The following is a 13,742-nucleotide window of genomic DNA, read 5'->3' as shown; positions in this document are numbered from 1 at the left end:
TTAAGACCCGTCCTGTGAGGCGGGGAAGGAGGTCGCCAGATGTCCTCTGGCCCTGCTCTGCCTGTCGGTCAACCGCTGCCTGTCGGTCCAGCTCTGCCTGCGAGTGACGGCGCCGCCACCGGTACCCCCGGTGCCGAGGTGCTCACCGCACCCGAGATCACCCGGGCGCTCACCCGCATCGCGCACGAGGTCCTCGAGCGCAACAAGGGCGGCACGGACCTCGTCCTGCTCGGCATCCCGACGCGGGGCCTGCCCCTCGCCCGCCGCCTCGCCGCCAAGATCGCCGAGGTCGAGCCCGGCCTGGACGCGGCGGACCTCGTCGGCTCCCTCGACGTCACGATGTACCGCGACGACCTGCACCGGCACCCGACGCGCGCCATCGGCGCGACGCAGGTGCCGCCCGGCGGCGTCGACGGCCGGGCCGTCGTCCTCGTCGACGACGTGCTGTTCTCGGGGCGCACCATCCGTGCGGCGCTCGACGCCGTCAACGACCTCGGCCGGCCCCGCGTCGTGCAGCTCGCGGTCCTCGTCGACCGCGGCCACCGGGAGCTGCCGATCCGCGCCGACTACGTCGGCAAGAACCTGCCGACGTCGCTGGGGGAGCAGGTGCGCGTGCGCCTCGCCGAGACGGACGGCGAGGACTCCGTGCGGATCTCCGGCGCCGCGGGCGCCGCCCGGACGACGGGAGGCGACCGATGAGGCACCTGCTCAGCGCCGCGGACCTCGACCGCGCGGAGGCCGTCGAGGTCCTCGACACGGCGTCGCGCATGGCTGCGACGCAGGCGCGGGAGATCAAGAAGCTCCCCACGCTGCGCGGCCGGACCGTGGTCAACCTCTTCTTCGAGGACTCGACGCGCACGCGGATCTCCTTCGAGGCGGCCGCCAAGCGGCTCTCGGCGGACGTCATCAACTTCTCGGCCAAGGGGTCGAGCGTGTCCAAGGGCGAGTCGCTCAAGGACACCGCGCTGACGCTCCAGGCCATGGGCGCCGACGCCGTCGTCGTGCGGCACCAGGCGTCGGGCGCACCGCACCGGCTCGCGCACTCGGGCTGGGTCGACGGCGCCGTCGTCAACGCGGGCGACGGGACGCACCAGCACCCGACCCAGGCGCTCCTGGACGCGTTCACGCTGCGCCGCCACCTCGTGGGCGACGCCGCGAACCCCGACGGCGTCGGGCGTGACCTCGCCGGGCTGCACGTCGCGATCGTGGGCGACGTGCTGCACTCGCGCGTCGCGCGCTCGAACGTCAACCTCCTGCACACGCTCGGGGCGCGCGTGACGCTCGTCGCGCCGCCCACGCTGCTGCCCGTCGGCTCGGGGTCGTGGACCGCCGCGACGTCGTACCACCTCGACGAGGTGATCGCGGACCAGCAGCCGGACGCGATCATGATGCTGCGGGTCCAGCGCGAGAGGATGGGCGGCGACGGCACCGGCGCCGGGCGCACCGGCTTCTTCCCCAGCCCGCTCGAGTACACGCGGGCGTACGGGCTCGACGCGCGGCGGCTCGCGCTCCTCCCGGAGCACGCGATCGTCCTGCACCCCGGGCCGATGAACCGCGGCCTGGAGATCTCGGCGGACGCCGCCGACTCGCCCCGGGCCGTGATCGTCGAGCAGGTCGCCAACGGCGTCGCCGTGCGCATGGCCGTGCTGTACCTGCTGCTCGCGAAGGAGAAGGAGACCACCGCATGAGCGCGACGTACCTGCTGCGGGGCGCCGCCCCGCTCGGCGCCGAGCCCACCGACGTCCTGCTGGCCGACGGGCGCATCGCCGCGGTCGGTGCCGACGCGGCGCGCGCCGCGGGGGACGCCGAGGTCGTCGACGCCGCCGGGCTCGTCGCGCTGCCCGGCCTCGTCGACCTGCACACGCACCTGCGCGAGCCGGGGCGCGAGGACGCCGAGACGGTCGCGTCCGGCACGCGCGCCGCGGCCCTGGGCGGCTTCACCGCGGTGCACGCGATGGCGAACACGTCCCCCGTGGCGGACACCGCGGGCGTCGTCGAGCAGGTGTGGCGGCTCGGGCGCGACGCGGGCTGGGTCGACGTCCTGCCGGTCGGCGCGGTCAGCGTGGGCCTCGCCGGCGAGCAGCTCGCCGAGCTGGGCGCGATGGCGCACTCGGCGGCGCGGGTGCGCGTCTTCTCGGACGACGGGAAGTGCGTCCACGACCCGGTCCTCATGCGCCGCGCGCTCGAGTACGTCAAGGCGTTCGACGGCGTCATCGCCCAGCACGCGCAGGAGCCCCGCCTCACCGCCGGCGCCCAGATGCACGAGGGCATCGTGTCCGCCGACGTCGGCCTCGCGGGCTGGCCCGCGGTCGCCGAGGAGGCGATCATCGCCCGCGACGTGCTGCTCGCCGAGCACGTCGGCTCGCGCCTGCACGTGTGCCACCTGTCCACGGCCGGCTCGGTCGAGATCGTGCGCTGGGCCAAGGCGCGCGGCATCGACGTCACGGCCGAAGTCACGCCGCACCACCTGCTGCTCACCGACGAGCTCGCGCGCACCTACGACCCGCTCTACAAGGTCAACCCGCCGCTGCGCACCGACGCCGACGTCCAGGCCGTCCGGGCGGGGCTCGCGGACGGGACGATCGACGTCGTCGCGACCGACCACGCGCCGCACACGCGCGAGGACAAGGACTGCGAGTGGGCCGCCGCCGCGTTCGGCATGACGGGCCTCGAGACGGCGCTGTCGGTCGTGCAGACGACCATGGTCGACACGGGCCTCCTCGACTGGGCCGGCGTCGCGCGGGTGCTCTCGACGGCGCCCGCGCGGATCGGGCGGATCGACGCGGGCGAGCGCGCGCAGGGCCGCCCGCTCGCCGTCGGTGAGCCCGCCAACGTCACCCTGGTCGACCCGGCCGCGCGCTGGACGGTGGACCCGGCGACGCTCGCGAGCGCGAGCCGCAACACGCCCTACGGGGGCCGGGAGCTGAGCGGCCGCGTGGTCGCCACGTTCCTGCGCGGCCGCCCCACGGTGCTCGACACCGTCGCCGTGCCCCAGCCGGAGCCCGCCCGGTGAGGGAGGCCCTCGGGATCGCGGTGCTCGTCGTCCTGCTCGTCGTCGTCCTGCTCGCGATGCGCGCCGGCTGGCGGTCCCGCGCGGCACGCTCCGCGACCCTGGTGCCGGCGCTCCCGCCGGTGCCCGCACCGGACGCGCTCGGTGCGGTGCGCCTGGGCCCCGTCGAGGCGACGTACGTCTCGACGACGGTGGCGGGGGACTGGCTCGACCGGGTGGTGGCCCACGACCTCGGCGCGCGGTCCGCGGCGAGCGTGACCGTGCACGACGCCGGGGTGCTGCTGACCCGAGCCGGCGCACGCGACCTCTTCGTGCCCGCGGCCGCGCTCCGGGACGCACACCTCGCCCCGGGGATCGCCGGCAAGGTGGCGGGCGGCGAGGGTGTCGTCGTGCTGCGCTGGGAGGTCGTCGGCGCGCGCGGCGCGCGGCTCGGCGGCGACGCCCCGGGCGCCACGGTGCTGGACTCGGGCCTGCGCCCGCGCCGGTCGGCCGACCGTCAGGCCCTCGTCTCGGCCGTGCGCGCGCTCGTCGCGGCCGGCGCGGCCGCGGGCGGCGTCGCGGGCGTGGACGGTGCGGCATGACGCTCCGCGCGACGCCGACCGGCGGCGGCGAGCCGACCACGCGGCGGCCGGCACCGGTCCTCGGCCCGAGCGTCCCCGGAGCGCCGATGCACCTGTGGCGCCCGATCGACCCGCAGCCGGACGCCGGTGCGTCGCGGACGGAGCCGGTCGACGTCACCCACGTGTCCACGACGGGGGTGGGCGCGCGGCCCGGCCCCGTCACGGCGCACGGCACGGGCCGCCCGTCGCCCGCCACCGTGCACGTCCGTGACGGTGGTGTGGTGGTCGACGGGCCCACCGGACGGGACGTCGCCATCCCGCGCGCGTCGTTGCGTGCGGTCGAGGTCGTGCGCGGCGAGGCCGGCGAAATGGTCGGCGTCGAGGGCGTCGTCGTCGTCCGCTGGGAGTCCATGCCGGGCGACCGCGACGGGCCCCCGCTCTACTCCGACACCTGCCTGCGCCCCCGCCACCCTGCCGACCGCGACCGCCTGGCGACCGCCGTGCGCGGGCTGCTGAAGCCCCCGGCCGTCCCCCCGACCCCCCAGCCCGAGGAGAAGCCATGACCGACCAGACAGCAGTCCTGGTGCTCGAGGACGGCCGGACGTTCACCGGCCGTGCCCTCGGCGCCACCGGCCGCACGGTCGGCGAGATCGTCTTCAACACCGGCATGACCGGGTACCAGGAGACGCTCACCGACCCGTCGTACCACCGGCAGATCGTCGTCATGACGGCACCGCACGTGGGCAACACCGGCATGAACGACGAGGACCCCGAGTCGACGCGCATCTGGGTGGCCGGCTACGTCGTCCGGGACCCCGCGATCCGCCCGTCGAGCTGGCGGTCGCAGCGCACGCTCGAGGACGCGCTCCGTGCGGAGGGTGTCGTCGGGATCAGCGACATCGACACGCGCGCCCTCACGCGGCACCTGCGCGAGCGCGGCGTCATGCGCGGCGGCATCTTCTCGGGCGACGCGCTCGTCGACGCGACGGGCCGCCGCCGCGCGGACCAGGACCTGCTCGACGAGGTCGCCGCCGCGCCCGCGATGCAGGGCGCCGACCTCGCGAGCGAGGTCACGGTCGCCGAGCCGTACACGGTCGAGCCCGTGCGCGGACCGGCGAGCGGCGCGGAGCCGGTCGCGACCGTCGTCGCGATCGACCTCGGGATCAAGTCCATGACACCCCAGCGTCTCGCCGAGCGCGGCATCCGCACCCACGTGCTGCCCTCGACGGCGACCACGGAGGAGGTCCTCGCCTTCGCGCCCGACGGCGTCTTCTTCTCCAACGGCCCGGGCGACCCGTCGGCCGCGACGCACGAGATCGAGCTGCTGCGGGACGTGCTCGACCGCCGCATCCCGTTCTTCGGCATCTGCTACGGCAACCAGCTGCTCGGGCGCGCGCTCGGCTACGGCACGTACAAGCTCACCTACGGCCACCGCGGCGTGAACCAGCCCGTCATGGACCGGCGGACGCGCAAGGTCGAGATCACCGCCCACAACCACGGGTTCGCGGTCGACGCGCCGCTCGAGGGCGAGTCCGTCGCGCCCCACGACGGCGGCCGCTACGGCCGCGTCACCGTGTCGCACGTCGCCCTCAACGACGACGTCGTCGAGGGCCTCGAGTGCCTCGACGTCCCCGCGTTCTCGGTCCAGTACCACCCCGAGGCCGCGGCCGGCCCGCACGACGCCGGCTACCTGTTCGACCGCTTCGTCGAGCTCATGACCACGGGGACGGTCGAGGACCGTGCCACGGCCGCCAGCCCCAGCCCCGCCACCACAGCGTCCTCGAAGGAGCCCGCCGCCGATGCCCCGTCGCTCTGACATCTCCAGCGTCCTGGTCATCGGCTCCGGGCCGATCGTCATCGGGCAGGCCGCCGAGTTCGACTACTCCGGGACCCAGGCGTGCCGCGTGCTGCGCGCCGAGGGCCTGCGCGTGATCCTCGTCAACTCCAACCCGGCGACGATCATGACCGACCCGGAGTTCGCGGACGCGACCTACATCGAGCCCATCACGCCGGACGTCGTCGCCTCGATCATCGAGAAGGAGCGGCCCGACGCGATCCTCCCGACGCTCGGCGGGCAGACGGCGCTCAACACGGCGATCGCGCTCGACGAGGCGGGCGTCCTCGAGCGCTTCGGCGTCGAGATGATCGGCGTCAACACCGCGTCGATCCACCTCGCCGAGGACCGTCAGGCGTTCAAGGAGGTCGTCGAGCGCTGCGGGGCGGAGAGCGCGCGCTCCTTCATCGCGCACTCCATGGACGACGTCCTCGCGGCGGCCGAGGACCTCGGCTACCCGCTCGTCGTCCGGCCGTCGTTCACCATGGGTGGCCTCGGCTCGGGCATCGCGTACGACGAGGCGGAGCTGCGCCGCATCGCGGGCGCGGGCCTGCACTACTCGCCGACCACCGAGGTGCTCCTCGAGGAGTCGATCCTCGGCTGGAAGGAGTACGAGCTCGAGCTCATGCGCGACCACGCGGACAACGTCGTCGTCGTGTGCTCGATCGAGAACGTCGACCCCGTCGGCGTCCACACGGGCGACTCCGTGACGGTCGCGCCCGCGCTGACGCTCACCGACCGCGAGTACCAGCGCCTGCGGGACATCGGCATCGCCGTCATCCGCGAGGTCGGCGTCGACACCGGCGGCTGCAACATCCAGTTCGCGGTGCACCCGGAGACGGGGCGCGTCGTCGTCATCGAGATGAACCCGCGCGTGTCGCGGTCCAGCGCGCTCGCGTCGAAGGCGACGGGCTTCCCGATCGCGAAGATCGCGGCCCGCCTCGCCGTCGGGTACACGCTCGACGAGATCCCCAACGACATCACGAGCTCGACGCCCGCGTCGTTCGAGCCGTCGCTCGACTACGTCGTGGTCAAGGTCCCGCGGTTCGCCTTCGAGAAGTTCCCCGCGGCCGACGCGACGCTGACCACCACCATGAAGTCGGTCGGCGAGGCCATGGCCATGGGGCGCAACTTCGCCGAGGCGCTCGGCAAGGCCATGCGCTCGATCGACAAGTCCGGCTCGGTGTTCCACTGGGAGGGCGACGTCCCGTCGGGCGCGGCGCTCGAGGCGCTGCTCGCGACGATCGCGGTGCCCACGGAGGAGCGGCTCGTCCAGGTGCAGCAGGCGCTGCGGTCGGTGGGGCGCGAGGGTGGTGCCACGGTCGAGCAGGTCTACGAGGTCACCGGGATCGACCCGTGGTTCCTCGACCAGCTCGTGCTCGTCAACGAGATCGCCGACGAGGTCCGCACGTCCCCCGAGCTCGGTGCCGACCTGCTGCGACGCGCGAAGCGGCACGGCCTGTCCGACGCGCAGCTCGCGTCGCTGCGGGGCCTGGGGGAGCAGACGGTGCGCGAGCTGCGGCATGCGCTCGGCCTGCGGCCCGTCTACAAGACCGTCGACACCTGCGCGGCCGAGTTCGCCGCGCGCACGCCCTACCACTACTCGTCCTACGACGACGAGACGGAGGTCCAGCCGCGCGAGCGGCCCGCCGTCCTCATCCTCGGCTCGGGCCCCAACCGGATCGGCCAGGGCATCGAGTTCGACTACTCCTGCGTCCACGCGGCCCTCGCGCTGCGCGGCGAGTTCGAGACCGTCATGGTCAACTGCAACCCCGAGACGGTCTCGACCGACTACGACACGTCCGACCGGCTGTACTTCGAGCCCCTGACGTTCGAGGACGTGCTCGAGGTCTACCAGGCCGAGCTCGCCGTCGGACCCGTCGCGGGCGTCATCGTGCAGCTCGGGGGGCAGACGCCGCTCGCGCTCGCGCAGCGTCTCGAGGACGCCGGCCTGCCGATCCTCGGCACGCCCCCCGCCGCGATCGACGCCGCCGAGGACCGCGGCGCGTTCGGGCGCGTGCTCGAGGGCGCCGGCCTCCCCGCGCCGGCCTTCGGGACCGCGCGCACCCTGCCCGAGGCGACCGAGGTCGCGCGGCGCATCGGGTACCCGGTGCTCGTCCGGCCGTCGTACGTGCTCGGCGGCCGCGGCATGGAGATCGTCTACTCCGACGGCCAGCTCGCCGAGTACGTGGACCGCGCGATCGGCGCGGCGCGGGCCGTGAGCGGGCCGACGGCCGAGATCCCGCCGCTGCTCATCGACCGCTTCCTCGACGACGCGATCGAGCTCGACGTCGACGCGCTCTACGACGGGACCGAGCTCTACCTCGGCGGCGTCATGGAGCACATCGAGGAGGCCGGCATCCACTCGGGCGACTCGGCCTGCGCGCTGCCGCCGGTCACGGTGTCGCGCGCCGAGCTCGACCGGATCCGGGTCTCGACGGAGGCCATCGCGGCCGGCGTCGGCGTGCGGGGCCTGCTCAACGTGCAGTTCGCGCTCGTGTCCGACGTCCTCTACGTGCTCGAGGCCAACCCGCGCGCGTCGCGCACCGTCCCCTTCGTCGCCAAGGCGACGGGCGTGCCGCTCGCGAAGGCGGCCGCGCTGCTCATGGCGGGGCGGAGCATCGCGCAGCTGCGCGCGGACGGCGTCCTGCCGCCCACGGGCGACGGCGGCACGCTGAGCATGGACGCCCCGATCGCCGTCAAGGAGGCCGTGCTGCCGTTCAAGCGGTTCCGGACGGCCGCGGGCGCCGTGGTCGACACGGTGCTCGGGCCCGAGATGCGCTCGACCGGGGAGGTCATGGGCTTCGACGTCGACTTCCCGACCGCGTTCGCCAAGTCGCAGGCCGCGGCCTTCGGCGGGCTGCCCACGTCGGGCCGCGTGTTCATCTCGGTCGCCGACCGCGACAAGCGCGCGATCACCTTCCCGGTCAAGCGCCTCAGCGAGCTGGGGTTCGAGATCCTCGCGACCGAGGGCACCGCCGCGGTCCTCAGGCGCAACGGCATCGCGTCGACGATCGTGCGCAAGCACTCGGCCGGCCGCGGCCCGGGCGGCGAGCCGACCATCGTCGACCTCATCGTCGGGGGCGAGGTCGAGATGGTCGTCAACACGCCGTCGGGCCAGGGCGCGCGCGCCGACGGCTACGAGATCCGCACCGCGACGGTGGCGGCCGACAAGGCGATCGTCACGACCGTGCAGCAGCTCGCGGCGGCCGTCCAGGCGATCGAGTCCCTGCGCCAGGGCCCGTTCGACGTCCGGAGCCTGCAGGACCACCGGCTCGAGCTGCGGGACGCCACGGCCGCGGCGGTGCGCGCGTGAGCGGTCCGTCGTTCGGTGCGCGCCTGGCGGACGCCATGGACCGGCTGGGGCCGCTGTGCGTGGGCGTCGACCCGCACCCCTCGTTGCTGGCGGCCTGGGGCCTCGGCGACGACGCCGACGGGCTGCGGACATTCTCGCTGACCGTGGTCGAGGCCCTCGCGGGCCGCGTCGCGGCGATCAAGCCCCAGTCCGCCTTCTTCGAGCGGCACGGCTCCGCCGGGGTCGCGGTGCTCGAGGAGGTGCTCGCGGCCGTGCGATCCGCCGCGGGCGGCACCCAGGTGATCTGCGACGCCAAGCGCGGGGACATCGGGTCCACCATGGCGGGCTACGCCGACGCGTACCTCCGCGACGGCGCGCCGCTCGCGTGCGACGCGCTCACGGTGAGCCCGTACCTCGGCGTCGGGTCGCTCGCGCCGGCGGTCGAGACGGCCGCCGCGACGGGGCGCGGGCTCTTCGTCCTCGCCCTCACGTCCAACCCCGAGGGCGCCGAGGTGCAGCACGCACGGTCGCCGTCGGGCCGCCCTGTCGCCGCGGTCGTGGCCGCGGCCGCCGCGGCGCTCAACGGCGCCGCGCTGGGGGACGGGCCCGGGCTCGGCTCGGTCGGCCTCGTCGTGGGCGCGACCGTCGCGAAGGAGGCCCAGGACCTCGGCATCGATCTCGCGGCCGTGCGCGGCCCGCTGCTCGCACCCGGGGTCGGCGCGCAGGGCGCCGGCGGGCTCGAGCTCGCGGCGTTCGGTGCCGCCCGCCGGTCCGTGCTCGCGTCGACGTCCCGCGCCGTCCTCGGCGCCGGCCCGGACCGCGAGGCGCTGCGCGCCGCGGCCGCCGAGGCCGCGGCGGAGGCGACGGCGGCGCTGCGCTGACCCGCCGCGCTCAGGCGGCGCTCGACCAGCCCTCGACGAACCCGTCGAGCAGCGGGTCGTCGGCGTCCTGCGCCGCGTAGACGTCCAGGTCGGCCCTCCGGACGGCGGGTCGGGACGTGACGGCGAAGCCGACGGGGCCGACGAAGACGGAGACGTCCACCCCGTCGGGCAGCAGGGCGCCCGCACGGCCCACCGCGTGCGCGTCGGCTCGTGCCTCGACCGGTGCGTCCGTCGGCACGGTCCGGACGTCGAGGGACCGGTCGTGGAGCCGCACCTCCTCGAGGCGCCCGGACAGCTCGTCGTCGAGCGCCGTGAGCGCCGCGGCGTACGGCGCCAGGCCCGTGCGCGTGGTCGTCAGGTCCGAGACGCCGTCGGTCGTCGTGTACCCCACCCGCATCCCGCGGACCTCGGGCACCCCGCGCAGCACCGCGTCCACCTCGAGGGCGGCGGCGACGTCGGCGACCTCGATCTGCACGGCGTCGGGCTCCGCCTCGATCGCGACGACCAGGCCCGTCGCCTGCGCGGCGTCGGCGAGCGCGAGCGCCCGGCCGTAGTCGCCCGGCGCGCCCGTGGTGACGGTCCCGAAGTGGACGGTCACCACGGTGCCCGGGGCCGCGGCCTCGGCGGCCGCGGCGACGTCGGGGGTCCGGGCGGCGTCGACGCGCACGACGAGCGCCCCGGGGTCGAGGTCGGCCTCCAGGACGGGGTACGACGCCGCGACGGCGGCGAGGGCGGCCCGGGGACCGTCGAGGTCCCCGGCCTCGGAGGTCCGCGCCGTGATCGCCGCGTCCTCGTCCTCGACCGCCACGGTCCCGACGGCGAGCCCGCCGTCGCGCAGCACGGGGGAGACGGCGTCGACGACGTCCAGCACGTCACCGTCCGTCACGACGAGGGCGCTCGGCGGTCGGTCGACGCGGTCCGCCGCGGTCAGGTCGAACGAGACGACGTGGTCCAGGCCGACCACGGCGAGGCTCGCCTCCACCGTCGCGTCGACGGTCTCCTGCGGCCCGCGGGGGACGTCGAACGCGCCCGTCGCCCCGTCCGCCTCGTGGACGACGCGGACGGAGAGCTCGTGCCGGGAGGGGAAGTCGTTCGCCCGGTCGACGACGGCGTGCACGCGGGCGGCGTCGACGTCGGGGTCGAGCGTGACGGTCCCGGATCCCGTGCCGGCCCACGGCAGGACGTTCTGGCCACCGGCGTCGACGGCGGCCACGCCCTCCACGCCCTTCATCCACGCGCGGAAGTCGCGTGCGAGCTGGTCGCCGTGGTTGATGTCGCCGCAGCCGGTGAGGCCCGCAGCGACGACCAGGATGGCGGTCAGCAGGGGCACGGACCGCGGGCGCGGTCCGGGGGTCGACGCTCGCGGCACGGTGCACACCGTAGGGGACCGCGGGCCCGCAGACGTGTGACCTGCGTCGCCGCACCGGGCCGCGTTGCCCTGGACCCCCGGTGATCGCTAGGTTCGACCCGATCGCCACCCCGACCCCTCGTGAAGAAGGTGACCCCGCGTGGCCCTACCCCCGCTGACTCCCGAGCAGCGCGCTGCGGCGCTCGAGAAGGCCGCAGCCGCCCGCCAGGCGCGCGCCGAGGTGAAGAACCGCCTCAAGTACTCCCAGGGCTCGCTCGCGGAGGTGATCGAGCAGGGCCGCACGGACGACGTGATCGGCAAGCTCAAGGTCTCCGCGCTGCTCGAGTCCCTCCCGGGCGTCGGGAAGGTCAAGGCGCGGGCGATCATGGCCGACATCGGCATCTCCGAGACGCGCCGGCTGCGGGGCCTCGGCCCGCACCAGGCGCAGGCCCTCATCGAGCGGTTCGGCTGACCGGGGCCTTGGCAGACGCGTCACCGGCACGTCTGACGGTCCTCGCGGGCCCCACGGCGGTCGGCAAGGGCACCGTCTCGGCGGACATCCGCGAGCGGTACCCCGAGATCTGGCTGTCGGTGTCGGCGACGACGCGCCAGCCGCGCCCCGGCGAGGTCGACGGCGTGCACTACCACTTCGTGGGGCCCGAGGCCTTCGCCGAGATGGTGGCGCACGGCGAGCTGCTCGAGTACGCCGTCGTGCACGGCCGCAACAGCTACGGCACGCCGCGCCGGCCCGTCCTCGACCAGCTCGCGGCGGGCCGGCCGGCGCTCCTCGAGATCGACCTCGCGGGCGCGCGGCAGGTCCGCCTGGCGATGCCGGAGGCGCGGTTCGTGTTCCTCGCGCCGCCGTCCTGGGAGGAGCTCGTGCGGCGGCTCGAGGGCCGCGGGACCGAGGACGCCGACGAGCGCGAGCGCCGCCTCACGACGGCCCGCGTCGAGCTCGCGGCGGCGAGCGAGTTCGACCACGTCATCGTCAACGACGACGTGCGGCGCGCGACGGACGAGCTGGTCGAGGTGATGGGGCTGGCCAGGCGGTAGGATGGGTGGTCGCCCCTGCGTGCGCGCCCGTCGCGCACCGGTCGGGGCCGACCCCCAGCCGGGATCCGCCGGACCCCGTCAGGGCCACCAGACCGAGCCGGTCGACCGCAGGGCGCCACCCGAACCACGCGCGCCGTCGCCCGGTCGCCCGGACGTGAACGAACCTGAGAGAACACGGAGCTGCACATGGCCGGAACCGTCGCCGCACCCGAGGGCATCACCGACCCGCCCATCGACGAGCTGCTCGCCGCCGCGGACTCCAAGTACGCGCTGGTGATCTACTCCGCCAAGCGGGCCCGTCAGATCAACGCGTACTACTCGCAGCTCAACGAGGGCCTGCTCGAGTACGTCGGCCCGCTCGTCGAGGCGCGCCACCAGGAGAAGGCGCTCTCGATCGCGATGCGCGAGATCAACGCCGGCCTCCTCACCGTCACGCCCACCGAGGGCTGACCACCTCACGAGCCGGCGGAGGGCCGACGTGCGCATCGTGCTGGGCGTCAGCGCCGGCATCGCCGCCTACAAGGCCGCCCTGCTGCTGCGGCTGCTGACCGAGGCCGGGCACGACGTGCGCGTCGTGCCGACGCGCGCGTCCCTGCAGTTCGTCGGCAGGGCGACCTGGGAAGCCCTCTCGGGCAAGCCCGTGACGACCGAGGTGTGGGACGACGTCCCGGCCGTCGAGCACGTCGCGCTCGGGCGCGAGGCCGAGCTCGTCGTCGTCGCGCCCGCGACGGCCGACCTCCTCGCCCGTGCCGCCGGCGGGCACAGCGACGACCTGCTGACCGCCACGCTCCTCACGGCCCGGTGCCCCGTGCTGCTCGCCCCGGCGATGCACACGGAGATGTGGGAGCACCCCGCGACGCGCGCCAACGTGGCGACGCTCCGCTCGCGCGGCGTCCACGTGCTCGACCCGGACAGCGGCCGCCTCACCGGTGCCGACACGGGGCCCGGCCGGCTGCCGGAGCCCGCGGCGATCGCCGCGGCGGCGCTGGCCCTCGTGGGGGAGCACCTGCCCGGTGACGCGCCGGCCCCCCCGGGCGACCTCGCTGGCGCGCACGTCGTGGTGTCCGCGGGCGGCACGCGCGAGGCGCTGGACCCCGTCCGCTACCTGGGCAACCGCTCGACGGGCCGCCAGGGCTGGGCGCTCGCCCGGGCCGCGGCGTCGCGCGGCGCCGCGGTCACGCTCGTCGCGGCGAACGTGGACCTGCCCGACCCCGACGGCGTCGAGGTCCGGCGCGTGGAGAGCACCGCCGAGCTGCGCGACGCCGTCCGGGACGCGGCCGCGCACGCCGACGTCGTCGTCATGGCGGCCGCCGTGGCCGACTTCCGCCCCGCCGCTGCGGCCGAGCACAAGCTCAAGAAGCAGGACGGCGCGGGGCTCACGCTCGAGCTCGTGCAGAACCCGGACGTCCTCGCCGAGCTCGCGCGCGAGCGCCTGCGCCCGGGCCAGGTCGTCGTGGGCTTCGCCGCCGAGACGGGCGACGCGGACGGCGACGTCCTGGCGCACGGCCGCGCGAAGGCGGTCCGCAAGGGCGCGGACCTGCTCGCGGTGAACGCGGTCGGCGGCGGACGGGGGTTCGGCACGGCGGACAACGCCGTGACCCTCCTCGACGCGCGCGGCGACGAGGTGGGCGCCGCGAGCGGGTCGAAGGAGCAGGTGGCGGACGCCGTCTGGGACGCCGTCGTGACGCTGCGCGCGCGACGCGATCCGGCGCGCGGCGCGACCGGCTGAGCCCCGCCCGGCGCCTCGCCCTGCGGACAGGT

Annotated in this window: 12 protein-coding genes and 1 pseudogene; 12 read left to right on the top strand and 1 reads right to left on the bottom strand. The window is 75.4% G+C overall.

Features of this window, described 5'->3' with window-relative positions; all coding sequences use genetic code 11:
* The first annotated feature begins 39 nt into the window (after positions 1-39).
* Genes pyrR through pyrF form a run of 8 tightly spaced genes read left to right on the top strand, consistent with a single transcriptional unit; the run spans position 40 to position 9,580 of the window.
* Positions 40-699, top strand: a complete 660-nt coding sequence (gene pyrR / locus JIG38_RS11955) for a bifunctional pyr operon transcriptional regulator/uracil phosphoribosyltransferase PyrR (protein ID WP_199424047.1) — start codon at positions 40-42, stop codon at positions 697-699.
* Positions 696-1,688, top strand: coding sequence for an aspartate carbamoyltransferase catalytic subunit (locus JIG38_RS11950; protein ID WP_199424046.1), 993 nt, complete (start codon positions 696-698; stop codon positions 1,686-1,688). Before pyrR ends, JIG38_RS11950 begins: the two co-directional genes overlap by 4 nt.
* Entirely contained in the window at positions 1,685-3,013 is a 1,329-nt protein-coding gene (locus JIG38_RS11945; protein WP_199424045.1) for a dihydroorotase, read from the top strand. The genes JIG38_RS11950 and JIG38_RS11945 overlap by 4 nt, the downstream gene beginning before the upstream one ends.
* On the top strand, positions 3,010-3,591 hold the full coding sequence (locus tag JIG38_RS11940; RefSeq protein ID WP_199424044.1) for a PH-like domain-containing protein: 582 nt from the start codon (positions 3,010-3,012) through the stop codon (positions 3,589-3,591). The genes JIG38_RS11945 and JIG38_RS11940 overlap by 4 nt, the downstream gene beginning before the upstream one ends.
* On the top strand, positions 3,588-4,133 hold the full coding sequence (locus JIG38_RS11935) for a PH-like domain-containing protein (protein ID WP_199424043.1): 546 nt from the start codon (positions 3,588-3,590) through the stop codon (positions 4,131-4,133). Before JIG38_RS11940 ends, JIG38_RS11935 begins: the two co-directional genes overlap by 4 nt.
* On the top strand, positions 4,130-5,386 hold the full coding sequence (carA, locus tag JIG38_RS11930) for a glutamine-hydrolyzing carbamoyl-phosphate synthase small subunit (RefSeq protein ID WP_199424042.1): 1,257 nt from the start codon (positions 4,130-4,132) through the stop codon (positions 5,384-5,386). Before JIG38_RS11935 ends, carA begins: the two co-directional genes overlap by 4 nt.
* Positions 5,370-8,720 carry a carbamoyl-phosphate synthase large subunit gene (gene carB / locus JIG38_RS11925; RefSeq protein ID WP_199424041.1) on the top strand — a complete coding sequence of 1,117 codons (3,351 nt, stop codon included), beginning with the start codon at positions 5,370-5,372 and terminating at the stop codon, positions 8,718-8,720. Before carA ends, carB begins: the two co-directional genes overlap by 17 nt.
* A complete protein-coding gene (gene pyrF, locus JIG38_RS11920) occupies positions 8,717-9,580 on the top strand; it encodes an orotidine-5'-phosphate decarboxylase (RefSeq protein ID WP_199424040.1) in 864 nt (287 codons plus the stop codon). Before carB ends, pyrF begins: the two co-directional genes overlap by 4 nt.
* Before the next feature lie 10 nt (positions 9,581-9,590).
* Here pyrF and JIG38_RS11915 read toward each other — a convergent pair whose 3' ends face one another.
* Positions 9,591-10,949, bottom strand: a complete 1,359-nt coding sequence (locus JIG38_RS11915) for a hypothetical protein (RefSeq protein WP_199424039.1) — start codon at positions 10,947-10,949, stop codon at positions 9,591-9,593.
* 139 nt (positions 10,950-11,088) lie between these two features.
* On the opposite strand from JIG38_RS11915, the gene mihF reads away from it, so the two are divergent.
* The 4 genes and pseudogenes from mihF to coaBC all read left to right on the top strand — a co-directional run.
* Positions 11,089-11,400: an integration host factor, actinobacterial type gene (gene mihF / locus JIG38_RS11910; RefSeq protein WP_182111168.1), complete on the top strand. Its 312-nt coding sequence runs from the start codon at positions 11,089-11,091 to the stop codon at positions 11,398-11,400.
* 8 nt (positions 11,401-11,408) lie between these two features.
* Positions 11,409-11,981 (top strand): guanylate kinase, encoded by a 573-nt coding sequence (gene gmk, locus JIG38_RS11905; RefSeq protein WP_233404889.1) that lies wholly within the window; start codon positions 11,409-11,411, stop codon positions 11,979-11,981.
* Positions 11,982-12,167: 186 nt separating this feature from the next.
* Positions 12,168-12,431, top strand: a complete 264-nt coding sequence (gene rpoZ / locus JIG38_RS11900; RefSeq protein ID WP_182111167.1) for a DNA-directed RNA polymerase subunit omega — start codon at positions 12,168-12,170, stop codon at positions 12,429-12,431.
* Positions 12,397-13,710 (top strand): annotated as a pseudogene (gene coaBC, locus JIG38_RS11895) (bifunctional phosphopantothenoylcysteine decarboxylase/phosphopantothenate--cysteine ligase CoaBC); the annotation flags it as partial. The gene rpoZ and the pseudogene coaBC, both read left to right, overlap by 35 nt.
* Positions 13,711-13,742 lie beyond the last annotated feature (32 nt).

Source organism: Actinotalea solisilvae, from assembly GCF_016464425.1.
GTDB classification, from domain to species: domain Bacteria; phylum Actinomycetota; class Actinomycetes; order Actinomycetales; family Cellulomonadaceae; genus Actinotalea; species Actinotalea solisilvae.
The sequence above is the reverse complement of the archived record's forward strand: the minus strand, read 5'-3'. Positions and strand labels throughout refer to the sequence as shown.